This window comes from Microvirga arabica (assembly GCF_016811235.1).
In the GTDB taxonomy this organism is placed as follows: Bacteria; Pseudomonadota; Alphaproteobacteria; order Rhizobiales; family Beijerinckiaceae; genus Microvirga; species Microvirga arabica.
Window position 1 is genome coordinate 1 of the sequence record NZ_JAFBID010000086.1, and the last position, 24,011, is coordinate 24,011.

The 24,011-nt window shown below is 63.4% G+C and carries 17 protein-coding genes; 8 read left to right on the top strand and 9 right to left on the bottom strand.

All coding sequences use genetic code 11. The annotated features are described in order from the left end of the window. Nucleotides 1-129: 129 nt before the first annotated feature. On the bottom strand, nt 130-1,161 hold the full coding sequence (locus tag JQC81_RS27210; protein WP_203274926.1) for a cysteine synthase A: 1,032 nt from the start codon (nt 1,159-1,161) through the stop codon (nt 130-132). Between the two features lie 207 nt (nt 1,162-1,368). Between JQC81_RS27210 and JQC81_RS27215 the strand changes: the two genes are divergently transcribed. After that, nucleotides 1,369-2,604, top strand: coding sequence for a YeeE/YedE family protein (locus JQC81_RS27215; RefSeq protein WP_203274927.1), 1,236 nt, complete (start codon nt 1,369-1,371; stop codon nt 2,602-2,604). Nucleotides 2,605-2,697: 93 nt separating this feature from the next. On the opposite strand, the gene JQC81_RS27220 is transcribed toward JQC81_RS27215, so the two are convergent. Beyond that, complete coding sequence (locus JQC81_RS27220) at nt 2,698-3,618, bottom strand: hydrogen peroxide-inducible genes activator (RefSeq protein ID WP_203274928.1); 921 nt, start codon at nt 3,616-3,618, stop codon at nt 2,698-2,700. Between the two features lie 92 nt (nt 3,619-3,710). Between JQC81_RS27220 and JQC81_RS27225 the strand changes: the two genes are divergently transcribed. Beyond that, the gene (locus JQC81_RS27225; protein ID WP_203274929.1) at nt 3,711-5,177 is read left to right on the top strand and encodes a catalase; all 1,467 of its coding nucleotides are present in this window, start codon (nt 3,711-3,713) and stop codon (nt 5,175-5,177) included. 192 nt (nt 5,178-5,369) lie between these two features. Here the strand turns inward: JQC81_RS27225 and JQC81_RS27230 are convergent, their stop codons facing one another. Then, entirely contained in the window at nt 5,370-6,020 is a 651-nt protein-coding gene (locus JQC81_RS27230) for an MBL fold metallo-hydrolase (RefSeq protein WP_312887593.1), read from the bottom strand. 146 nt (nt 6,021-6,166) lie between these two features. On the opposite strand from JQC81_RS27230, the gene JQC81_RS27235 reads away from it, so the two are divergent. Continuing rightward, nucleotides 6,167-7,279 (top strand): S-(hydroxymethyl)glutathione dehydrogenase/class III alcohol dehydrogenase, encoded by a 1,113-nt coding sequence (locus tag JQC81_RS27235; RefSeq protein ID WP_203274931.1) that lies wholly within the window; start codon nt 6,167-6,169, stop codon nt 7,277-7,279. Between the two features lie 13 nt (nt 7,280-7,292). Beyond that, nucleotides 7,293-8,138 (top strand): S-formylglutathione hydrolase, encoded by an 846-nt coding sequence (gene fghA, locus JQC81_RS27240; protein WP_246520692.1) that lies wholly within the window; start codon nt 7,293-7,295, stop codon nt 8,136-8,138. 185 nt (nt 8,139-8,323) lie between these two features. On the opposite strand, the gene JQC81_RS27245 is transcribed toward fghA, so the two are convergent. Then, nucleotides 8,324-8,899, bottom strand: coding sequence for an NUDIX domain-containing protein (locus JQC81_RS27245; protein WP_203274933.1), 576 nt, complete (start codon nt 8,897-8,899; stop codon nt 8,324-8,326). 130 nt (nt 8,900-9,029) lie between these two features. On the opposite strand from JQC81_RS27245, the gene JQC81_RS27250 reads away from it, so the two are divergent. Further along, the gene (locus JQC81_RS27250; RefSeq protein ID WP_203274934.1) at nt 9,030-9,854 is read left to right on the top strand and encodes an SIR2 family NAD-dependent protein deacylase; all 825 of its coding nucleotides are present in this window, start codon (nt 9,030-9,032) and stop codon (nt 9,852-9,854) included. A 59-nt stretch (nt 9,855-9,913) separates the two neighbouring features. Further along, on the top strand, nt 9,914-11,239 hold the full coding sequence (locus JQC81_RS27255; RefSeq protein ID WP_246520693.1) for an AmpG family muropeptide MFS transporter: 1,326 nt from the start codon (nt 9,914-9,916) through the stop codon (nt 11,237-11,239). 122 nt (nt 11,240-11,361) lie between these two features. Here JQC81_RS27255 and JQC81_RS27260 read toward each other — a convergent pair whose 3' ends face one another. The 4 genes from JQC81_RS27260 to xylF form a co-directional block, all read right to left on the bottom strand. Next, nucleotides 11,362-12,114 (bottom strand): SDR family NAD(P)-dependent oxidoreductase, encoded by a 753-nt coding sequence (locus JQC81_RS27260; protein WP_203274935.1) that lies wholly within the window; start codon nt 12,112-12,114, stop codon nt 11,362-11,364. Nucleotides 12,115-12,171: 57 nt separating this feature from the next. Beyond that, nucleotides 12,172-12,951, bottom strand: a complete 780-nt coding sequence (locus tag JQC81_RS27265; protein WP_203274936.1) for an ATP-binding cassette domain-containing protein — start codon at nt 12,949-12,951, stop codon at nt 12,172-12,174. 12 nt (nt 12,952-12,963) lie between these two features. Beyond that, nucleotides 12,964-14,262, bottom strand: a complete 1,299-nt coding sequence (locus tag JQC81_RS27270; protein WP_203274937.1) for a sugar ABC transporter permease — start codon at nt 14,260-14,262, stop codon at nt 12,964-12,966. Between the two features lie 97 nt (nt 14,263-14,359). Beyond that, nucleotides 14,360-15,406, bottom strand: a complete 1,047-nt coding sequence (gene xylF, locus JQC81_RS27275) for a D-xylose ABC transporter substrate-binding protein (protein ID WP_203274938.1) — start codon at nt 15,404-15,406, stop codon at nt 14,360-14,362. 226 nt (nt 15,407-15,632) lie between these two features. On the opposite strand from xylF, the gene JQC81_RS27280 reads away from it, so the two are divergent. Next, entirely contained in the window at nt 15,633-16,841 is a 1,209-nt protein-coding gene (locus JQC81_RS27280) for an ROK family protein (RefSeq protein WP_203274939.1), read from the top strand. Nucleotides 16,842-16,906: 65 nt separating this feature from the next. Here JQC81_RS27280 and JQC81_RS34010 read toward each other — a convergent pair whose 3' ends face one another. Further along, nucleotides 16,907-20,455, bottom strand: coding sequence for a calcium-binding protein (locus tag JQC81_RS34010; protein WP_203274940.1), 3,549 nt, complete (start codon nt 20,453-20,455; stop codon nt 16,907-16,909). Nucleotides 20,456-20,880: 425 nt separating this feature from the next. On the opposite strand from JQC81_RS34010, the gene polA reads away from it, so the two are divergent. Continuing rightward, nucleotides 20,881-23,934, top strand: coding sequence for a DNA polymerase I (gene polA, locus JQC81_RS27290; RefSeq protein ID WP_203274941.1), 3,054 nt, complete (start codon nt 20,881-20,883; stop codon nt 23,932-23,934). The last annotated feature ends 77 nt before the right edge of the window (nt 23,935-24,011 follow it).

A 24,011-nucleotide genomic window follows, 5' to 3' on the forward strand; every position in this document is an offset into this window, starting at 1 on the left:
GCAGCGCACGGATGAGACGGCCAATACGCCCTCGACCGCAGAGACGGCCACGTCGTCTGCCGCATGACGAGAAGATGCCGCGCCTGATCCGTTCAGGCGCGGCGCATAACTGAGCGCGATGTTGCTGCGTTACACGAGGCCTGGATCGATCCTGCTCGTCGTCTCGAGCCACGCAGGTACGGGCAAATTCTTCGCGCGCAGGAATTCCGGATTGAAGAGCTTCGACTGATAGCGCGTGCCAGAGTCGCAGAGCACTGTGACGATGGTGTGCCCAGGTCCCAGATCCTTTGCGAGCCGGATCGCACCCGCAACATTGATGCCCGACGATCCGCCGAGGCACAGGCCCTCGTGCTCCAGCAGGTCGAAGATGATCAGCAACGCCTCCTCGTCAGGAATCTGGAACGCCACATCGATGGGCGCACCTTCAAGGTTCTGCGTCACCCGTCCCTGACCGATCCCTTCGGTGATCGACGTGCCGGTCGCCTTGAGCTCACCCGTATGAACCCAGTTTGCGATGGCGGAACCCATAGGATCCGCAAGCGCAATCGTGATCTTCGGGTTGCGCTCCTTCAGCGCCATACCGACGCCGGCCAGCGTGCCGCCGGTGCCGACCGCGCTCACGAAGCCATCAACCTTGCCGTTCGTCTGCTCCCAGATCTCCGGTCCCGTTGTCTCGATATGCGCCTGCCGGTTGGCCACGTTGTCGAACTGGTTGGCCCAGATCGCGCCGTTCGGCTCTTCTTTCGCCAGGCGCTCCGCCAGACGGCCTGAGACCTTCACGTAGTTGTTGGGATTGGCGTAAGGCACTGCCGGCACCTCGATCAGCTCGGCGCCTGCAAGGCGCAGCATGTCCTTCTTCTCCTGGCTCTGCGTCTCCGGGATCACGATCACGGTCCTGAAGCCCATCGCATTGGCGACGAGCGCCAGGCCGATGCCTGTATTGCCCGCCGTGCCCTCGACGATGACCCCGCCGGGGCGCAGCGCGCCACGCCTGATCGCATCCCGGATGATGAAGAGCGCCGCCCGGTCCTTCACCGATTGGCCTGGGTTCATGAACTCGGCCTTGCCCAGGATCGTGCAGCCGGTGAGCTCCGAGGCGCGGCGGAGTTTGATGAGAGGCGTGTTGCCGATGGCGGCGGGAACGTCAGGCTGGATCGTCATCAGGTCATACCTCGTTGCAGGACAAGAAAGCTTTCGGTCCTTCGTGAAGGACTGAGCGAGGAAAGCCCAGCCCCATAATCACATCTATGATGTGTAATTAACTTGTAAATTACAGATCTTGACGTTCTTTATAACGAACGCCATGTTGGCTGTGCAAGGCGCATGAGGCACCTGGCATCTCCCTTCCACGCAGCTTTAGGAATACCCATGTCCAGCTCTGCAGTGGCATCGCCTCTTTCCGCAGGAAACCGCGCGAGCCTGACCATCAACGCTCCGGCCAGCTTCGCGGCTGCAGCCGGAATCATCGGCGGCGCAGCCCTGCTCGGCGCCATCATCAATCCGCGCCAGGCGGCGCTGTACGTGCTCGGCGCGGCGCTCGGCCTCGTGCTCTATCATGCGGCCTTCGGCTTCACCTCGGCCTGGCGCGTCTTCATCGCGGATCGTCGCGGCGAGGGCCTGCGTGCCCAGATGGTGATGCTTGCCATCGCGTCCGTGCTGTTCTTCCCCGCCCTCGCGGCGGGCACCCTCTTCGGCCAGCCGGTCGCCGGCAACGTCTCGCCGGCGGGCATCGGCGTAGTCTTCGGCGCCTTCATCTTCGGCATCGGCATGCAGCTCGGCGGCGGCTGCGCCTCCGGCACGCTCTACACGGTGGGGGGCGGCTCCACCCGCATGCTGATCACGCTGGCGGCCTTCATTGCGGGTTCCGCCATCGGTGCCGCGCACCTGCATTGGTGGGTTGCCCTGCCGAGCCTGCCCGCCATCTCGATCATAAAAGCTTGGGGCCCCTGGACGGCGCTCGCCTTCCAGCTCGCCGTCTTCGCACTGATCGCACTTGTCACGGTGGTGTTCGAGAAGCGCCGTCACGGTCGTTTGATCACGGCCGACCCGTCGCCACGCCAGGGCCTTGCCCGTTTCCTGCGTGGCCCCTGGCCCATCGTGGCAGGTGCGGTGGCGCTGGCGCTCTTGAACTTCGTGACGCTCTATCTCGCCGGGCGTCCCTGGGGCGTGACCTCGGCCTTCGCTCTGTGGGGCTCGAAGATCGCCGCCGTCATCGGCTTCGATGTGGCGAGCTGGCCCTATTGGTCGTCGCCGGCCCGTCAGGCCGAGCTCACCGGCAGCATCTTCAACGACATCACCACGGTGATGGATTTCGGCATCATCCTGGGTGCTCTGCTGGCCGCTTCCCTCGCCGGACGCTTCGCTCCGACCTGGAAAGTCCCCCTGCGTTCCGCCGTGGCCGCCGTCGCCGGCGGCCTGCTCCTCGGCTACGGCGCACGCCTCGCCTATGGCTGCAACATCGGCGCCTATTTCTCCGGCATCGCCTCGGGCAGCCTGCACGGCTGGGTCTGGCTCGTCGCGGCCTTTGCCGGCAACGTCCTCGGCACCCGCGTGCGTCCCCTCTTCGGTCTTGAGGTGGAGCGTGTGAAGCTCACCGGCTGCTGAACGCTTCATCGGCTTAGAAAGAGGTCTTCCGGCATCAACCGGAAGACCTTCTTCATTTCTGGAAGGACTCCTTGCAGCCTGTGCGATGACGCATCAGACGTTCGCGGGCTGTCCCTCACCCACCGCCTCGCGCCTGAGCGATTTGATCAATTGGCCGAGCGCCGTGAAATCGCTCTGCCGAGCGGAGCTGCGGCGCCAGGCGAGACCGACGATGCGCCTGGGCGGCTCCTCGGGAAACGCGATGAGCGCCACCCGCTTCCGGTCGACCTCCGTCCTGGCGCAGAGCTCGGGCAGAAGCGTGATGCCGTGACCCGCCGCCACCATCTGCATGATGGTGGTGAGCGAGGCGGCACCGAGCGCCCGGCGGGCCTGCATGTTGGCGATCTGGCAGAACTGAAGCGCCTGATCGCGCAGGCAATGCCCCTCCTCCAGCAGCAGAAGCCGCTCCTGCCCGATGCGGGTGCGCAGGTCGCTCTTGCTCCAGTCCGGAGCCGCCTGGCTCTGAACGGCAATGAGGAAACGGTCCTCGAAGAGCGGCATGGCCTCGAGCTGCGGCGGCTCGACCGGCAGGGCGACGAGCACGGCATCGAGCTCGCCCCGGATCAGCTCCTCCAGCAAGGGGCTCGTCTGCGTTTCGCGGATCTGAAGATCGAGCTGCGGATAGCGCTTCGTGACCTCGGTCAGAATCTCGGGCAGCAGATAGGGGGCAATCGACGGGATGATCCCGAGACGAAGGGACCCGGTGAGAACGCCCTGATGCTGGCGGGCATAGTCCGAAAGCTCCCGTACTTGGCCGAGGATCGCCTCGGCCCGCGCGGCGATCTCCTGCCCGGCCGGCGTCACCGCGATGGTGCCGCCCCGGCGCTCCACAAGCTCGACGCCGAGTTCCCGCTCCAGCTCCTTGATCTGCATGGACAACGCCGGCTGCGTGACGGCGCATTGATCGGCCGCCATGCCGAAATGCTTCGTCCGGGCCAATGTTTCGAAATAACGGAGCTGCCTGAGCGTGACCATACGATCAGAATATCTGATCGCTCTTTGTAATCAATACAATTGGATCTGATCGCCTGCCTCAGTCATTGTCCGCCCCGCTCAAAGGGACGACCATGACAAAAACAACGACAATGACCACCACGGCCGGCGCGCCGATTGCCGACAACCAGAACAGCCTGTCCGCCGGCTCCCGCGGCCCGCTGCTGCTGCAGGACTACCAGCTGATCGAGAAGCTCGCGCACCAGAACCGCGAGCGCATTCCGGAGCGCGTGGTGCATGCGAAGGGCTCGGCCGCCTACGGTACGCTGACCATCACCAACGACATCACGCAATATTCCAAGGCGAAGGTCTTCTCCGAGATCGGCAAGCAGACGGAAGTGTTCCTGCGCTTCTCCACCGTTGCCGGCGAGCGCGGTGCGGCGGATGCCGAGCGCGACGTGCGCGGTTTCGCCCTGAAGGTCTACACGGAAGAAGGCAACTGGGACATCGTCGGCAACAACACGCCGGTGTTCTTCGTGCGCGATCCGGTGAAGTTCCCCGACTTCATCCGCACGCAGAAGCGTCATCCCGCCACGAACCTGCGTTCGCCAACGGCCATGTGGGATTTCTGGTCGCTCAGCCCCGAAACCCTGCACCAGCTGACGATCCTGTTCTCGGACCGCGGCCTGCCGCAGGGCTACCGCTTCATGCACGGCTTCGGCTCGCACACCTATTCGTTCATCAACGAGGCCGGTGAGCGGTTTTGGGTGAAGTTCCACTTCAAGTCCATGCAGGGCATCAAGACCTGGACGAACCGTGAGGCCGAGGCAGTGGTGGCCAAGGACCGGGAGAGCGCCCAGCGCGATCTCTATGAGGCGATCGAAGGCGGCAGCTTCCCGCGCTGGAAGTTCTGCGTCCAGATCATGCCCGAGACGGATGCGGAGAAAACATCCTACAATCCGTTCGATGTCACCAAGGTGTGGCCGCATGCGGAGTATCCGCTGATCGAGGTCGGCATTCTCGAGCTCAACCGCAACGCCCAGCACTACTTCGCGGAAGTGGAGCAATCCTCGTTCTCGCCGTCCAACATCGTGCCCGGCATCGGCTTCTCGCCCGACAAGATGCTGCAGGGCCGCATCTTCGCCTATGCGGATGCGCACCGTTACCGCGTCGGCACCCACTACGAGGCGCTCCCAGTCAACCGTCCGCGCTGCCCGGTGCATCACTACCATGCGGACGGCGGGATGCTGTTCGACGTGCCCAACCGGGGCGATGCGTACTATGAGCCAAACTCCTTCAACGGCCCGGTGCAGACGCCGCGCGCCGCGGAGCCGCCGCTCAAGATCTCGGGCGATGCCGACCGCTACGACCACCGCGCTGGCAACGACGACTACAAGCAGCCGGGCGACCTGTTCCGCCTCATGACGCCGGACGAGCAGAGCCGCCTCATGGACAACATCGCAGAAGCGATGCAGGGCGTGCCCGAGGAGATCGTGAAGCGCCAGATCGTGCACTTCTACCTCGCCGACAAGGCCTATGGCCTCGGCGTGGCGGACCGCATGGGCCTCAAGGGCGCCGTGATGATCCAGGCTGCGGAATAAACAAGAGCCGTAGGGGCAAAGCGAACGGCCCGGGAGCGATCCCGGGCCGTTTTTTATTTTGGGCACCACAACACAGTCTCATCCTGAGGAGCGTAGCGTCTCGAAGGGCGAGGCGTCTCCATTGCTCTCTGGATCCTCCTTCGAGACGCCGCAGACGCGGTTCCTCAGGATGAGGGCAGAGATTGGTTTACATCAAATCAACCCCTCGCCCTGCAGGAACGGATTGCTCTGCCGCTCCTGGCCGATGGTGCTCGTGGGGCCGTGGCCGCAGATGAAGGTGATGTCGTCGCCGAGCGGCAGGAGCTTGTCCTTGATCGAGCGGATCAGCGCCTTGCCGTCACCGCCGGGAAGATCCACGCGCCCGACGGAGCCCTGGAACAGCACATCGCCCACGAGGGCAAAGCGCTGATCCTTCGACACGAGCACAACGCTGCCTGGCGAGTGTCCGGGGCAGTGCAGCACGTCGAGAGTGAGATCGCCGACAGTGACCATGTCGCCCTCGCTGAGCCAGCGATCCGGCGTGACGGCGCGTGCCGGAAAGCCATAGGCCTGCCCCTGCTCTGCAAGCCGGTCCAGCAGAAAGCGATCCGCCTCATGCGGTCCCTCGACCGGAACGCCGAGTTCCTCACGCAATTCCGCGGCACCACCGGCGTGATCGATATGGCCATGGGTGAGGATGATCTTCTCGACAGTCACGCCGCTCTGCGCGATGGCCTGCTTGATGAGCTCGACATCGCCGCCAGGATCCACTACGGCGGCCTTCTTGGTTTTGTCGCACCACAGTAGCGTACAGTTCTGCTGGAACGGCGTCACAGGAATGATGGCGGCGCGAACGTCTGGCACGATGGAAATCCTTCCTTTGATCACGTGAGACATAGGAGCCGCAGACAGCCTTGAGAAGCCTCGACGCTTCGCGAGGGCTTTACTTGACCTTCGGACACCCGGGTTCACATAGTCCCCTCATCGAATCACAAGCGAGGAACACGAGCATGGAAACCAGGGCCGCCGTGGCGTGGGAGGCTGGCAAGCCGCTCACCATCGAGACCATCCGCATCGAAGGCCCTAAAGCCGGCGAAGTGCTCGTGGAGGTGATGGCGACGGGCGTGTGCCACACGGACGCCTACACCCTGTCGGGCCTCGATTCCGAGGGCAAGTTCCCGGCGATTCTCGGTCACGAGGGCGCGGGCATCGTGCGCGAGGTCGGTCCTGGCGTGACCACGCTCAAACCCGGCGATCACGTGATTCCGCTCTACACGCCGGAATGCCGCAACTGCAAATCCTGCCTGTCGCGCCGCACCAATCTCTGCACTGCCATCCGCTCGACTCAAGGCCAAGGCCTGATGCCGGACGGCACCTCGCGCTTCCGCTGCGACGGCGAGACGGTGTTCCACTACATGGGCTGCTCGACGTTTGCGAACTTCACCGTGCTGCCGGAGATCGCGCTGGCCAAGGTGCGTGAGGACGCGCCCTTCGACAAGATCTGCTACATCGGCTGCGGCGTCACCACGGGCATCGGCGCGGTGCTTTATACGGCGAAGGTGTGGCCGGGCGCGAACGTGGTGGTGTTCGGTCTCGGCGGCATCGGCCTCAACGTGATCCAGGGAGCGCGCATGGTCGGCGCCGACAAGATCATCGGCGTCGATATCAACCCGGCCAAGGTCGAAATGGCCAGAAAATTCGGCATGACCGACTTCATCAACCCGAAGGAGATCGGCAACGACAAGGTCGTGCAGGCGATCGTCGATCTCACGGGCGGCGGCGCGGATTTCTCGTTCGATGCCACCGGCAACACAGATGTGATGCGCCAAGCCCTCGAATGCTGCCACCGCGGCTGGGGCGAGAGCATCATCATCGGCGTGGCGGAAGCCGGCAAGGAGATCGCCACCCGTCCGTTCCAGCTCGTCACCGGCCGCGTGTGGAAGGGCACGGCGTTTGGCGGCGCGCGCGGGCGCACGGACGTGCCGAAGATCGTGGACTGGTATATGGAGGGCAAGATCAACATCGACGACCTGATCACCCACACCATGCCGCTCGACGAGATCAACACCGCCTTCGACCTCATGCATGAGGGCAAGTCGATCCGCTCGGTTGTCGTCTACTGATTGGAGCGGGATGTTGAGCTTCGAGACCGTCTCTCAGTCGCGCTGCTTCGGCGGCACGCAGTTCGTCTATCGCCATGCCTCGCAGGAGACCGGCACGCCCATGCGGCTCGCCGTTTTCGTGCCGCCGCAGGCGAAAGGCCGCAAGGTGCCGGTTTTGTGGTTCCTCTCCGGGCTCACCTGCACGGAGGAGAACTTCACCGTAAAGGCGGGCGCGCAGCGGGTCGCCTCGGAGCTCGGCCTGATGCTGATCGCGCCCGACACCAGCCCGCGCGGCGAGGGAGTGCCCGACGATTCCGAGGGTGCGTACGATTTCGGCCTCGGCGCCGGCTTCTACGTGGATGCGGTGCAGGAGCCGTGGGCGAAGAACTACCGCATGCGCTCCTACATCGAACGCGAGTTGCCGGATCTCATCGCCCAAAACCTGCCGGCCGATATGAGCCGGCAGGGCATCATGGGCCATTCCATGGGCGGGCACGGGGCGCTGACCATCGCCTTGCGCAATCCGGAACGCTTCAAGGCGGTCTCGGCCTTCGCGCCCATTGCCTCACCCATGAACTGCCCCTGGGGCGAGAAGGCCCTGTCGGGCTACATCGGCGCCGACCGTTCGGCCTGGCGCGACTACGATGCTTGCGCGCTCATCGAGGGCGGCGCCCGCCTGCCCGACCTCCTGGTCGACCAGGGCACGGCCGATAGCTTTCTCGAAAGCCAGCTGAAGCCCGAGTTGCTGGAGGAGGCCTGCGCCAGGGCGGGCCAGCCCCTGACCCTGCGCCGGCAGGAGGGCTACGACCATTCCTACTTCTTCATCGCAACATTCATCGAGGATCACCTGCGCTGGCATGCCCGGCGCCTCGGCGTCTGAGAGACTAACCGGCAATCTGTCTCTGTCGTCATCACCGGCCTTGTGCCGGTGATCTCGATTGGAAACGTGCGGCGCCTCACCGTATCGGCATGGCCGGGACTGATCCCCGGATCAAGTCCCGGCCATGACGCAAAGGTATGATTTCCGGCGAGTCCTCTCAAAAGACGGATCTGCACAGGCGGCTTTCACCCCTTTCCGAACAGCTCCGGGTGCCGGAGCTGCAGGGCCTGGATCAGGACCAGGGTTTTCATGTCGGCGATGGCGCCCTGCTGAAGCATTTCCATCAACTCGTCGATATCGATCTCCAGCACCTCAATCTCTTCGTGCTCCTCGGCCAAGCCCCCGCCTTCCTCCACCCGGTCGGCGCTCGTGTAAGGGGCCAGGAACAGGTGCAGGCGTTCCGTGGTGATGCCCGGGGTCGACCATGCGGTGACCACCCGTTCCAGGTCACGGAGACGAAGGCCCGCCTCCTCCATGGCCTCGCGCCGGGCGCATGCTTCGGGCTCGTCCCCGTCGAGCAGCCCGGCCACAGCCTCCAGGAGATCCGGCTCCCCTTCCACATGCATGACCGGCGCGCGGAACTGCCGGACCAGGATGACCTTGCGGGCTTGCCAGTCGTAGGGAAGCACGGCCGCCGCATCGGCGCTGTTCAGCACCTCCCGTGCCATGGTGCGGCCGTCCGGCATCTGAACCGTCAGCTTGAGTAGCTTGCGCCAGCCCTCGTAGAGGGTTTCCACCTGCTTGATCTTGTAGCCTGCCACGTCCTGCTCTCTCCTGTTTGGCGGTTTGCACCTATGACAACACCTGAAACGCTCAAGTTGTCCCTTGTCCCGGGATGAAGCTTAAGGGCTGCTTTGTGCGTTAAGGCCAGGACAGTGCAAGGAGAGTGGCGTGCTCAATGATCTGGTCGCAGCCATCAGGACAAAGCAGGCGATCCTGTTCGCCGGCGCCGGCGTTTCCATGACGGTCGGCCTGCCCTCCTGGAGCACCCTGATCGAGCACATTGCCGACGAGCTTGATATCGACCTCTCCGACTTCAAGGGAACGGATCTCAACTACCTGACGCTGGCGGAGTATTACCGGCTCAAGCAGGGCAGCATCGGCCCCCTGCGCAGCTGGATGGACCGGAACTGGACCATTCCCGAGGACACCCTGAAGAAGTCCCGCGTTCACGAACTGATCTGCAAGCTCGACTTTCCGATCCTCTACACCACGAACTTCGACCGGAACCTGGAGACGGCTTACGACCTGCACGGCAAGGACTACGTGAAGATCGTCAATGCCAAGGACATCGCCCGCGTCCGCGAAGGCATGCCGCAGATCGTGAAGTACCACGGCGATTTCGACGATGACGGCTCCATCGTGATTGCCGAGACCGATTATCTGGAGCGCCTGTCCTTCGAATCGCCGCTGGACATCAAGTTCCGCTCCGATTCGCTCGGCAAGACCATCCTGTTCATCGGCTACAGCATGACGGATCTCAACATCCGCTTCCTGATGCACCGGCTCTGGAAAACCTGGGCCGGGTCGGGCTACGAGCGCGACCGGCCGCAATCCTATGTGTTCATGCTGCGCGCCAACCCCGTCGAGCAGGCCGTTCTGGAGCAATGGGGCCTGACGGTTCTCATGGAGAAGGAGTGCCCACCGGAAAAGGCGCTCGAGAAGTTCCTCACCAAGCTCAGCAAGGCCGTCGAGAGAGACGAGGAGGGGGTCTGATTGGCACCGGCACTGCCTTGTGCCAAGGTGCCCGTCTTTCATAGTTGCAAGATGATTTCATGGCTGAAGCAGAAAAACGCCGTCTCTCGCTCCGCGATGTCCTGACCGATGGGCGCATCGCGCTCATGCTGCCCCTAGGGTTTTCCTCGGGCCTGCCCTTCCTGCTGGTCTTCAGCACTCTGTCGGCCTGGCTGCGTGAAGCAGGCATCTCGCTGACTGTCATCGGAATGATGAGCTGGGTGGCGCTGGCCTATTCCCTCAAGTTCCTTTGGGCTCCCATCGTTGATCGCTATGACGTGCCGGTGCTCTCAAGCCTGCTCGGGCGCCGGCGGGGCTGGATGGCCCTGGCACAGCTTGGGGTGGCTGCGGGGTTGATCGGCATGGCGGCAAGCAATCCGCAGACCGGCCTGCCATTCACGATTGTCTGCGCGGTTCTCGTTGCTTTCGCCTCGGCGACTCAGGACGTGGTCATCGACGGCTGGCGCATCGATGCCGCCCCGACGGAGCGCCAGGGTATGATGGCGGCAGCCCTGCTGCTGGGCTACCGGCTTGCCTTGATCACGGCAGGCGCGGGAGCGCTTTATATTGCCGAGTTCGTCAGTTGGCCCAGCGCCTATCTTGCCATGGCGGCGCTGATGGTCGTCGGCCTGGTCGGCACCCTGCTTGCCCCGAGGATCGATGAGGGGCCGGCCCGGCAGCGTCTGCCCCTCGCCAAGGCCATTGTGGAGCCTCTGTCCGACCTTTTCAGGCGCAAGGGGCTGATGCTGGTCCCGATCCTGGCGCTCATCGCGTGCTACCGGATTCCCGATTATGCGAGCGGCATCATGGCGAACCCGCTCTATATCGACCTCGGCTTCAGCAAGGCCGACATCGCCAATGTGTCGAAGCTCTATGGGGTCTGGATCGGCATCATCGGCGCCTTCGCCGGCGGTCTGGCGCTCACCCGCATAGGCCTCTGGTGGACCGTGCTCATCGGCGCGGTCATCGCCGCCGGGTCGAACCTGATGTTCTCGTGGCTTGCTTCCGGCAATGCAACGCTCTGGGGCCTGACGCTCTCCATCAGCGTCGATAATTTCGCAGGCGGCTTCGCGGGCGCGGCCCTCGTCGCCTACATGTCGGGTCTGACTTCACCGGGCTTCGCCGCCACTCAATACGCGCTCTTAAGTTCTCTTTATGCCTTGCCGGGCAAGCTGATCGGTGGGGCATCAGGCGCAGTGGTGGAAGCCTACGGCTATCCCGTTCTCTTCACCGGAACGGCCACCATAGCCATCCCGCTGGTAATCCTGTGCCTTGTGGTGCGGCGGGATACGATGAAGACGGTGGAGGAGAAAGAGGAAGCTGCCGAGATGACTGCTGCTCCTGTCGGGGCTGGTTCAAGAGCATAAGTTCAACAGTTATCCCGGGGCTGCGCAGCAGAACCCGGGATCGCTGGATGAAAATAGCTTTATGCTGATAGCGATCCCGGCTCTCGCTCCGCTGGGCCGAGATGAAGCAATTAGGTCTGAGATCAAACCCAGCCGCCATCCACCAGATAGGTCTGCGCCGACATGGCGCTGGAATCGTCGGAGCCTAAGAACAGCGTGAAATTGGCGATGTCCTGCGGCACGAGCTTACGCTTCACGCATTGGCGCTTGAGCAGTTCCTTCTCGCCCTCCGGCGTGAGCCACAGGTCGATCTGGCGCTGGGTCATGATCCAGCCCGGCACCACGCAGTTGACGCGGATGTTCCTATCTCCCAATTCCCGCGCCAACGCGCGGGTGAGCCCGACGGCTGCGGACTTCGCGGTCTTGTAGGCCGCAAAGGAATCGTCGCTCACCATGTAGCTCGTGGAGCCCATGTTGATGATGGAGCCGCCGCCAGCCTTCTCCATGTCCGGCAGCACGGCCTGCGCCGCGAAGAACTGGTGGTCAAGATTGGTGGCGAAGCGCTCGCGCCAGTATTCCGGCGTCACCTGATCGATGGTGTGGCGATCGTCGCGGGCCGCGTTGTTGACGAGGATCGTTATCGGCCCAACGGCATCGCTCGCGCGCCGGATCGCAGCCTGGAAGGCGGGTATGTCGCGCACATCGCTGTGCTCGAAATGCACGCCCTCGCCGAGTTCCTTCGCCAGCGTCTGGCCTGCCTCGGCATTGTAGTCGAGGATGGCCACCTTGCTCCCCTGAGCATGAAACGAACGCGCGATGCTCTCGCCGATGCCGCTTGCCCCGCCGGTGATGAGAACGGACTTGCCTTTCAGAGAACCGTAAATGGTCTGGGTCATGAAACTCTCTTCTCGATGTCAATAAAACGTTTTAAGGGCCGTGCGGCTCGCAGCCGGTCAACTCGCTCCCGGCCCTGGTGTTGCGCCGGGCGGGCATTTTCCCAGGATGATCATGCCGAGCACCTCGTCCTGCGTCACGTCCTGCACGCTGGCCGAGCCCACAAGCTTGCCGTTCTTCATCACGCTCACCCGATCGGCGAGGCCGAACACGTCGTGGATGTCGTGGCTGATGAGGAAGATGCCGATGCCTTCCTTCTTCAGCTGCAGCACGAGATCGGCCACCTGCTGCGTCTCGGCGGGACCGAGAGCCGCGGTCGGCTCGTCCATGATGAGCACGCGGGCGTTGAAGTAGATGGCGCGTGCGATCGCCACCGATTGCCGCTGCCCGCCGGAAAGTGCCTTCACGGGCTCCTTGAAGCGGCGGAAATGCGGGTTGAGCCGCGCCATCACCTTGCGGGTCTCGGCCTCCATGGTCGCATCGTCGAGGGTGCCATAGGGGGTGAGCACCTCGCGGCCTAGAAAGATGTTGCCCGCCGCATCGATGTTATCGGCGAGCGCGAGGGTCTGATAGATTGTCTCGATACCGTAGCGCTTGGCATCGCGCGGCGTCGCAATATCGGCATGCTCGCCATTCACATAGATCTCGCCCGCATCCGGCTTGTAGGCACCGGACAGGATCTTGATGAGCGTCGACTTGCCGGCGCCGTTGTGGCCGAGCAGGCCCACCACCTCGCCGGGGCGAAGATCGACAGACACGCCATCCACGGCCTTGATGCCGCCGAAGGCGATGGAGATGTTGCGCATTTCGACGAGAGGCGTCGTTCCATTCGTTGGCATGATACGCGCTCCTTACTTGATGCGGCGGCGATAGAGGCTGTCGACCCACACCGCCAGGACGAGCACCGCGCCGACGACGATGTTCTGCAGCGGCGTGTCAACGCCGAGCAGCACCATGCCCGATTGCAGCGACTGCATGACGAGAGCGCCGAGCATCGCGCCCGCGATGGTGCCCACGCCGCCGGCGAGCGACGTGCCGCCGATGACCGCGGAGGCGATCACGTAGAGCTCGTCGAGGGAGCCGGCCGCATTGGTCGCTGCATTGAGGCGCGCGGTCGAGATGCAGGCGGAGATGCCGCAGAGCAGGCCCATGAGGCCGAACACCTTCATGAGCGTCCAGCGGGTGTTGATGCCTGACAGCTCCGCGGCTTCAGGGTTTCCGCCGATCGCGAAGACGTAGCGGCCAAAGCGCCTGCGCGTGGCGATGAAGGTCATCACGAGTCCGACCAGGATGGCGATCAGCACCGGCAGCGCGACGCCATGCGGGATGAACAAGCCGCCCTCGGGCCAGGTGAGGCCGTTGGCCTCCGCCCAGCGGCGCGCGGTGCCGGCGGGCAGCGGATAGGCATTGGCGATGGCAGCCGCCGCAAGCACGATGCCGCAGGCGAGCGCCGCGATCACCGCATCGGCCCAGCCGGGACGCACGGGAAAGCCGAAGCGCAGGCGGCGGCGGCGCGAGAAGCCGAGCGCAATGATGATCAACCCGCAAGCGATGGCTGCGATGACCCAGGTGGTGGTGGCGCCAAGCGCCCCTTCGACGCCGCCGCCGAAGGCCTTGAAGCGCGTGTCCATGGGCGCAACGGTCTGGCCGGTGGTGACCCACCAGGCCGCGCCGCGCCACACCAGCAGGCCACCCAATGTGACGATGAAGGAGGGAATGCCGAGATAGGCGATGAGCCAGCCCTGGAAGAGACCGATGGATCCGCCGATCACCATGGCCAGCACCACTGCGAGCGGTGCCGTGAGAGGGTGTTCGAGTCCCAGATAGGCCGGGAGCCACTGCACCTGGGCAACGCCGATGATCATGCCCACCACGCCGAGGATGGCCCCCACCGACAGGTCGATGTTGCGCGTGACGATCACAAGCACCATGCCGGTAGCCATGACCGCCACGGAGGCGGTCTGCACCGACAGGTTCCAGAGATTGCGTGGGGTGAGGAAGACGCCGCCCGAGAGAAGATCGAACCCGATCCAGATCGCGGCGAGCGCCGCCAGCATGCCGAGCATGCGGGCATCGATCTCGAGCTTTGACAGGAATGAGCCGGACGCAGCGCTCGGCGGCGGGGCGGTGCTGGCAACGGGTGCGGTCATGACGTCACGCTTAAAAGGCGGATGAAGGACTTCGATAAATGAATGATATCCCCGACGGCGGGTCGCCGTCGGGGATGAGGTCGGTCAGACGATGCGATCAGTTGCAGGCCTTGACGGTGCCGGCCTTCACGCCCTGGCACACCACGTCCTTCGAGGCCCAGCCTGCGTCGATGACGACGTTGAGGTTGTCCTTCGTCACCGCGACCGGCGTGAGGAACAGAGCCGTCATGTTCTGCTTCTTCGGACCGAGGTTCCAGGACTTGGCGCCCTGAATTTCGGTGAGTTTCTTGCCACCGGCCAGCTGCAGGGCGATCTCCGCCGCGTTGCGGCCGAGTTCACGGGCATCCTTGAACACGGTCACGGTCTGGGTGCCGAGCGCCACGCGGTTCAGCGCCGCCTTGTCGGCGTCCTGACCTGAGACCGGCACGGTGCCAGCAAGGCCCTGAGCTGCAAGGGCCGCAATAGCACCGCCGGCGGTGCCGTCGTTGGCGGCGATCACCGCGTCGATCTTGTTGTTGTTCTTGGTGAGGAACTGCTCCATGTTCCGCTGCGCGTTGGCCGGGAGCCAGCCGTCCGTATAGGCTTCGCCCACGTTCTTGATCTTGCCGGAATCGATGGCGGCCTTCAGCACCTCCATGGAGCCCTGGAACAGGAAGTTGGCGTTGGGATCCGAGCCCGAGCCCTTGATGAAGGCGTAATTGCCCTCGGGCTTCACCTTCAGAACCTCGCGAGCCTGGAGACGGCCGACTTCAACGTTGTCGAAGGTGAGATAGAAGGCCTGCGGGATCTCGATGAGGCGGTCATAGCCCACCACCGCGATGCCTTCGGCCACGGCCTTCTCGACCGCGGGACGGACGGCGTCCGCATCCTGCGCCAGCACGATCAGCGCCTTGGCGCCGCGGGAGATGAGGCTCTCGATGTCGGTGAGCTGCTTGGCGGGCGACGACTGGGCGTCGGCCGACACATAGGTGCCGCCAGCCTTCTCGACCGCGGCCTTGATGGCGGCCTCGTCGGTCTTCCAGCGCTCTTCCTGGAAGTTCGACCAGCTGACGCCGACCACGGGGCCCTTGCCCTGAGCGAAGGCGGCGCCGGCGGAGAGGGCCAGAGCGGCAAGCGAAATGAGAGCGTGTTTCTTCGAAAGCATCGGTGTTCCTCCTGGGCGGCCCCTCCTTGGAAAGCGCCGCGCTCATGGCAGCTGTCGGGCTTAGCTAGGACCGACGAACGTGGCTCAACCTGCCATGCATTATTGTTCGAGCGCGGAAATAATTATACGAGGCTGCGCGGGCTTCAAGCGCCCGTGTACTAATATTTTGGTCTGATATGTGCAGCTCACAGTTTTGATTTATTCAAGCTGTGAATAAAGTGCGCTCATGACCCCGTTGCCTCTCTCTCCCCGTGAAACTGCCCGCCGGCGCCTGCTCGATGCCCTGCGCCGGGAAGGCCCTATGGCGCGGGTGGAGATCGGCCAGCATCTCGGCATGAGCCCGGCCAGTGTCTCGGAACTTGCAGCAAACCTTCTCGATGAGGGCGTACTGGTGGCGGAGGACTCCGCCGATCAGGGTTCAGGCCTGATCCGCGGCAGGCCCAAGACCCGCCTCTATTTTGCCGAGACCCTGGGCTCCGTCGTCGGCGTCTGGACCGGCTTCAACCGCATCGAGCTGCGGCTCGTGGACAGCGCCGGACACACGCGGGCAAGCCGCCATGTGGAGCGCCCCCTGCGCAACCTTGAGGCTGAGGAGCTGATGGACGTTCTGGCCCGCACCATTGCGGCCTTTGCCGAGGAGAGCGGCGCGCGGGACGTGAAGGCGGTGGGCCTCGCCTGCCAGGGCTACGTGGACACCCACGACGGGATCGTGGCCTGGAGCCCGGTGCTCGGCACCCGCGACCTGCCGCTGGCCGCAGGGTTGGGACAGCGCCTCGGCAAGCCGGTGCTCATGGAGAACGACGCCAGTGCCATGGCCTTCGCCATCGCGCAGCGCCATGCCGATCTGCGCTCCGGCCGCACCGCCTGCCTGATGGTGGGAGACGGCGTGGGCCTCGGCTTTCTCATCCAGGGCGAGCTTTATCGCGGCGCCCGTTTCGGTGGGTCCGAGTTCGGCCATGTGAGGCTTCGCCGGAGCGGCCCGCAATGCCGCTGCGGCGGGCGCGGCTGCATCGAGGCTTATCTTGCCGATTACGCGCTGCACCGGGACGCGCAGCTCATCGACCACCGCCCTGCCCCGACGTTGCTCCTGCCGGGCGAGGAGGCCATGGGGGCCATCGTCGATCAGGCGAGAGCGGGCGACCCCGCGCTCCTCAACCTCTTCCATGCCGCCGGCGAGGTGTTGGGCGATGCTGTCGGCATCCTGATCCAGACGCTGGAGCCCGACCACATCGTGATCTGCGGTCCCGGCACCCGGGCCATGGACCTGCTGCGCCCCTCCTTCGAGGCGGCACTGGAATCCCAGACGATTCCGGAACTGCGGGCGCTCGCCACGATTCACGTGGTGGAATCCTCCATGGATCTGCTTACCGAGGGCGTGGTGATGCAGGCCCTGCGCGAACTCGATCTCGATCTGGCGCGGCTGAAGGCGGCGTGAGGCTCACATGAAAAATGCCGCCCGGCTTGCACCGGGCGGCATCGGGTCAAAGTTTCGACTTCCGATCAGATCACATAGAAGTCGTGGTAATAAAGCTTTGTCTTGTTCGTGATGGTGGCGATCTTCACCTGCGCCTTAGACCCCGTGCCGTCCTGATCGTAGTAGAGATTGCCGCTCTTCTTGTCGTAGACGATCCGGTCTTCCCGATCCTTGGCGCGGGTGCCCTCCACGAACATGTCGCTCTTGAACCGCACCCCCGCCTCGCTGCCGCGGCCCAATTTGGTGAAGATCGCATTATCGAGGTGGAAGCTGTCGTCCCTGGACTTGAAGTCGTAGACCTTGTCCACGTTCGTGCTCTTGTTCGTGCGCGTGTCGAACACGAACACGTCCCGGCCCGTGCCGCCATAGAGCTTGTCGTTGCCGAGCCCGCCATAGACCTTGTCATTGCCCGCATCGCCCTTGAGCTGATCGTTGCCGATCTCACCCCAGAGCAAGTCGTTGTCCGCCCCGCCATAGATCTTGTCGTTGCCCGATCCGGCCGTGATCCGGTCATGGCCGGCTTGACCCCACAGGCTGTTGCTCATGGCGTTGCCGCTGATCGTGTTGGCGAAGTTTGAGCCCGTAAGGTTGACCGCCCCGACGCCCGCCACCAGGGTCTCCACCTCGGCACCAGAGCCCAGCACATAGGATGCGGTGTTGACATAGACCGTGTCGACGCCCTGGCCAGCGTGCTCCACCACACCGTCGCCGGCCTCGTCCACGTAGTAGGTGTCGTTGCCCAAACCACCTACCATGACGTCGGCGCCAGCCCCTCCGATGAGCATGTCGTTGCCGGCTTGGCCCTCGAGGGTGTTGGCGCCCGCGTTGCCGGTGAGCACGTTGTCCTGCTCGTTGCCGATCAGGTTGACCGTGGCAGAGTCCATGAGCCTGATGTTCTCGATGGAAGCGCCGGGGGTCAGGGTGAAGGTGGAGGAGACGTAGACAGTGTCGATGCCCTGGCCGGCTGCCTCCACGATGGTGTCGCCCGCATCGACATAATAGGTGTCATCACCTAGGCCGCCTGCGAGCGTATCCGCACCGTCACCGCCGTTGAGCACGTCGTTGCCGCCCTCGCCTCTGAGATGATTAGCGACACCATTGCCAGTCATCACGTCGCCGGCGCCCGAGCCGATCAAACCTTCGATGAGCTCGAAGGTATCTCCGGCGGCAGCGCCGGTGCCGCCACCGAGCAGGGATACCGTCACGCCACTGGTAGACCGCTCATAGCTCGCATAATCGAAGTCATCACCACCGCGAAGCGTGTCGCTGCCTAAGCCCCCTTCGAGCGTGTCGTTGCCCTTGCCACCTTCAAGGCTGTCATTCCCTGCCTCGCCACGCAGATTGTTGCCTGTGTCGGAACCGGTCAGTGTATCGTTGTTGCTGCCGCCGATCGCATGCTCGATTGATCTGAGGGTTTCAGGCGGCTGCCCCTCTTCTGTAGCCCGTCCAACTTGGATTGACGCATCGAACAGTTGGACAATGACCTTGCTGACATTGTTGGCATAGGAAACGGTGTCGTTACCTTCGCCACCATCCAGGAGGTCTACGCCTGCGCCGCCCACCAGGACATCGTCCCCTAGAAATCCATAGAGGCTGTCGGCGCCGTCGCCGCCTTCAAGCGTGTCGTTGTCGTGACCTCCGTCCAATCTGTCATTGCCTGCGCGGCCTACGATCACATCGTTGCCGCGGCCGCCCCAGATGGTGTCATCCATCGACTCGCCTGAATCACCATCGGTGTTCCGTCCAGAAAGGATGTCGCCATTCGACGATCCGTAAAGTTCGTCCATCCCGATGAAGCTGTCGCCCTGCGCCTCGCCTCTGGTGCCGCCTCGAGCTTCAAGATCGACCGTAACGGCATCGGTGGATTCCACGTAGGTGAGAATGTCGACCTCTCCGTCGTCGACGTATTTTCCATCCAGACCTAACTCATCGCCCTGCATACGGTCGGCACCCGCACCGCCATGGAAGGTGTCACCGCCGAGGCTGCCCTTAAGGGTATCGGCTCCACCCAAGCCTTTGAGGAGGTCGTCACCCGTGTCAGCCCAGAACTCGTTGTTGCCGCCATCACCTGCGAGCACGTCGGCGAAAAGCGAACCGCCGATCACCTCGATGCTATTGAAGATATCGCCATGGGCCTCGCCCGCATTGCTTAAGCCGTCTGTGTTGAGGAGGTAAACCTCGACGCCGAGATCTTTGCCATTTACATCCCTAGCAACAGCCTCCTTGTAGCTGACCGTATCCTTGCCAGCGCCGCCTTGGAAGTTGTCCTGCCCGCCGCCACCGTAGAGAGCATCATTGCCGTCACCGCCGATCAGCACATCTCTGCCGTCACCGCCGAAGAGCTGGTCGTTTCCGGCTCCACCATCGAGAGTGTCGTTGCCCTCACGGCCGTACAGCATGTCCCCGCTGTGCTTTGAGCCGATGTAGTAGTCGTCGTGCAGCGAGGTGCCGTGCACAGTGACCGGGATCTCGCGCGCATCGATGATCTGATGACGAATGCCGCTTGAGGAGGGATCATGCCAAGCAATGGATATGCGACCATCCGGCAGTTCCGCAATCGAAGGAATCCTCTGATCTCCAGGACCAGCATTGATCTTGAACGGCTCGCTTGTGGTCCCATCAGCTTTCACAAGTCTGATGAAGATGTCGCCATTGTCGATAGGATTGCCGCCGTTGTCTCTGATTGGCGTGGAGTAAACGACGGCATAACCGCCCAGGAAGCCGCCTTTGGTGAGCGCGACTATCGACATGGGATATGTCGCGCCGGCTGAGCTCAGCGTGTCCTGATCAAGAACAATGACACCGCCGCTGCTATTGAAACCATACACCTTGGTTGTGTAGGTACCGCCGTTTGTGGTTCCCGTTCCCTGAATGCCGAAGACAAAGGTTCCATTGGTCAGTCCAGTCACGCTGGCGCTCTGGCCATCCGCGACTTTGCCGATTTGCGTCACCGAGCCATTCGCATTGACGATCGCAGCATGAACCTCAGCGCCGCTGCCGCCATTCTGCACCCATGTCACAACATGTCGGCCATCAGCGAGTTCCGTCACTTCCGGATTCGCTGCGCTCGAATTCGTCGCAACAGTGACTTGGCTCTTCGAGCTGTCACTGTTCTGACGCTCAAACTTGATCGTGTTGGTTGAGGTCGTCGAATTGCTTTCCTGCCAAGCGGCCGCCCAGGAATCACCATATGCGGCTACAGCAGGGAACATCTTCTTGATGCCGTTTGTAGTTGGGGCAGGTGCAATGACTGTAGCTATGCCATCTGACGTACCGTCAATCTCGAACTTCTGAGCATGAATAGCTAGATCTGCACTGCTCCACGCGACGACGATGCTGCCATCATCCAGAACTGCGACATCGGGCTCTAACTGTGAAAGATCGGTGCTGGCCACCGTTTGCTTGGGCTTGGGGTTCCCGGCTGCGTCGAAGACTTGGAGATGGATTTTTTCAGCCTGACGCCAGACCACAACATAGCCGCCATTGGGAAGCGCGGCCATTACAGGCTGGTCAGCGCTGCCAGCCGTGATCAAGGTCTTATTCAGATCCCAGTTACCCCATTTCTCAATCGCCATGGCCGTTCCTCACTATCGATAATCCAGCACCGGTTCTGTTATAGAATCACGGTTTCAGACCTGGATTAGGGGAGCAAAAGGTTAATAGCAAGGATATATGCTTACATGAAACCGCTAAGGTGCGTTTCCGCACAGGATGATCTTTGTCATCTTGCCACCACACGAAACACCTCTAGGGAAACCATCTTCTTTTGACATCAATAGTTTATGTTGGCTTGGGAAGACAGAAGCCCGCAAGGTCGTCCCCCTTTGTCTGGTTGATCTCCCCAGATGCGGCTATGAGGTCGCAGGCTCCAATGATCCCAAAGCAGGAGCCTTGAGGGTTAGACAACGGGTCCGGCTTCCAAGCGCCTCCCCATAGCCATCCGCTCCCGGAGCCGCTATCTCTTCCCCTGTAGAGCAGCCCCCAAAGCCCCCGAGACCCGATGCCCTCCTCCCGTCCTGTCCAAGCCGGCGATCATGTGTTTCTCGTCGACGGTTCGTCCTTCATCTTCCGGGCCTATTTCCAGTCCATGAACCAGGACCAGAAGTACAATTCCCGCTCCTCGGACGGGATGCCTACGGGGGCCGTGCGGCTTTTCGTGTCCAAGCTCCTGCAGTTCATGCGCGACGGGGCGGCGGGGCTGAAGCCCACGCATCTGGCCATCGTGCTCGACAAGTCCGAGGGTTCGTTCCGCAAGGAGCTCTACGAGGATTACAAGGGTCACCGGCCGGACGCGCCCGACGACCTGAAGGTCCAGATGCCGATCATGCGCGAGGCGATCCGCGCCTTCGGGCTCGAGCCCGTGGAGCTGCAGCGCTACGAGGCGGACGATCTCATCGCCACCTATACCCAGCAGGCGAAGGCGCGCGGGGCGGACGTGCTCATCATCTCGTCCGACAAGGACCTGATGCAGCTCGTGGGGCCCAACGTCTGCTTCTACGATTTCGAGTCGGGCTCCAAGGGTAAGCCGGGCTACCGGCCCGAGCGAAACCTAGATGAAGCCGCTGTCACCGAGAAATGGGAGGGCATCCCGCCGGAAAAGATCGGCGACGTGCTGGCGCTCATGGGCGACAGCTCGGACAACGTGCCGGGCGTGCCGGGCATCGGCCTCAAGACCGCGGCCCAGCTCATCAAGGAATACGGCGATCTCGAAACGCTCCTGGAGCGCGCGCCCGAGATCAAGCAGCCCAAGCGGCGCGAGAGCCTGATCGCCAACGCGGAGATCGCGCGCCTGTCGAAGAAGCTCGTGACCCTCGATTGCGAAGCCCCTGTACCAGTGCCGCTCGATGATTTGCGTGTGCCGGATCCCGATCCGAAGACGCTGGTGGGCTTCCTCAAGGCCATGGAGTTCAACACGATCACGCGGCGCGTGGCGGAGCTCTACGAGGCCGACCCCTCGGCGATCCCGCCCGACCCGCGCCTCATGCCGGGCGGCGAGGCGATCCGCTGGACCGGCAACGGCACCGGCGTGACGGCGCCCACCGACGATGCCGTGCCGTTCTTCGAGAAGGCCGGCCCGGCCTCGGGCGAGGTCGATCCCTTCGCGGGGCTCGATCTGCCGGAGACCGCAACCCTGCGCAAACCCGTCGAGGGCCTCGGCACGCCCTCGCAGCTCGCGGGAAAACGCGCGACGGAAGCCTCCTCGGTGCCCATCGACGTGACGGCTTACGAGACCGTCACGGGCCTGGAGCGCCTGAAGGAATGGGTGGCGCTCGCTCGCGAGCAGGGTCATGTGGCGGTGGATACCGAAACGAGCGATCTCGATGCCAATCGGGCAGACATCGTCGGCTTCTCGCTGGCGCTGGCACCGGGCAAGGCCTGCTATGTGCCGCTGCAGCACCGGGACGAGTCCGATCTCTTCGGCGGCGGGCTCGTGAAGGGGCAGATCCCTGTCACCGATGCGCTCGACGTGATCCGCCCGATGCTGGAGGATTCATCCGTCCTCAAGATCGGCCAGAACATGAAATACGACTGGATCGTGTTCAAGCGCCATGGGATCGAGGTGCAGCCGTACGACGACACGATGCTGATCTCCTATGTGCTCGATGCGGGCAAGGGCTCGCACGGCATGGACGAGCTCTCGCGCCGGCATCTCGGCCACTCGCCGATCACCTTCTCGGATGTGGCCGGCACGGGCCGGAACAAGGTGACCTTCGACAAGGTGGAGATTTCAAAGGCCACAGCTTACGCGGCCGAGGATGCGGACGTGACCTTGCGCCTCTGGCAGGTGCTGAAACCCCGCCTCGTCGCTGAGCGCCGCGCCACCGTCTACGAGACGCTGGAGCGCCCGATGGTCGATGTGCTCGCGCGCATGGAGATGCGCGGCATCATGGTCGACCGGCAGATCCTGAGCCGTCTCTCCGGCGATTTCTCGCAGTCTCTCGCGCGCCTCGAGGACGAGATCCACGAGATGGCGGGCGAGAAATTCTCGCTCGGCTCCCCGAAGCAGATCGGCGACATCCTGTTCGGCCGCATGGGCCTGCCCGGCGCGAAGAAGACGCCGTCCGGCCAATGGGCGACACCCGCGACGCTCCTCGACGAGCTGGCGCAGGCCGGCCACGAGCTGCCCGCCAAGATCCTCGAATGGCGCCAGCTCTCGAAGCTGAAGTCGACCTATACGGATACCCTGCAGGAGCACATGCATCCTGAGACCAAGCGGGTGCACACCTCGTTCTCGCTGGCCTCCACCACCACGGGACGTTTGTCGTCGTCCGATCCTAACCTGCAGAACATCCCGATCCGCACGGAAGCCGGCCGCAAGATCCGCAAGGCTTTCGTGGCGCAGGAAGGCCACAAGATCATCTCGGCGGATTACAGCCAGATCGAGCTGCGGCTGCTGGCCCACATCGCCGACATTCCGCAATTGCAGGAAGCGTTCGCCAACGGCGTCGACATTCACGCGGCTACCGCGTCCGCCATGTTCGGCGTTCCGCTTGATCAGATGACGAGCGACCTGCGCCGTCAGGCCAAGACCATCAATTTCGGCATCATCTACGGCATCTCGGCCTTCGGTCTCGCCGTGCGCCTCGGCATCGGCAACCAGGAAGCCTCCGCCTTCATCAAGCAGTATTTCGAGCGCTTCCCGGGCATCCGCACCTATATCGACGAGACGAAGAAATTCGTGCGCGAGAAGACCTACGTGACCACGCTGTTCGGGCGCATCTGCCACTACCCGCAGATCCGGTCCGGCAACCCGTCCGAGCGCGCGGGCGTGGAGCGCCAGGCGATCAACGCACCGATCCAGGGCACCGCCGCCGACATCATCCGTCGCGCCATGATCCGCATGGAGGATGCGCTCAAGGCCGAGCGCCTCTCCGCCCGCATGCTGCTGCAGGTGCACGACGAACTGGTGTTCGAGGTACCGGACGACGAGGTCGAGGCCAGCCTGCCGGTGATCTCCCGCGTCATGACGGAAGCCCCCTTCCCGGCCGTGTCGCTGAAGGTGCCGCTGGCGGTGGACGCGCGCGCTGCGCAGAACTGGGACGAGGCGCATTAATACTACAGCCGGGCCTTGTGCGTTGTCTTAGACACGGAGGTGTCGCGCCATGACGTACGCAAGCGAGGCCCACCGCT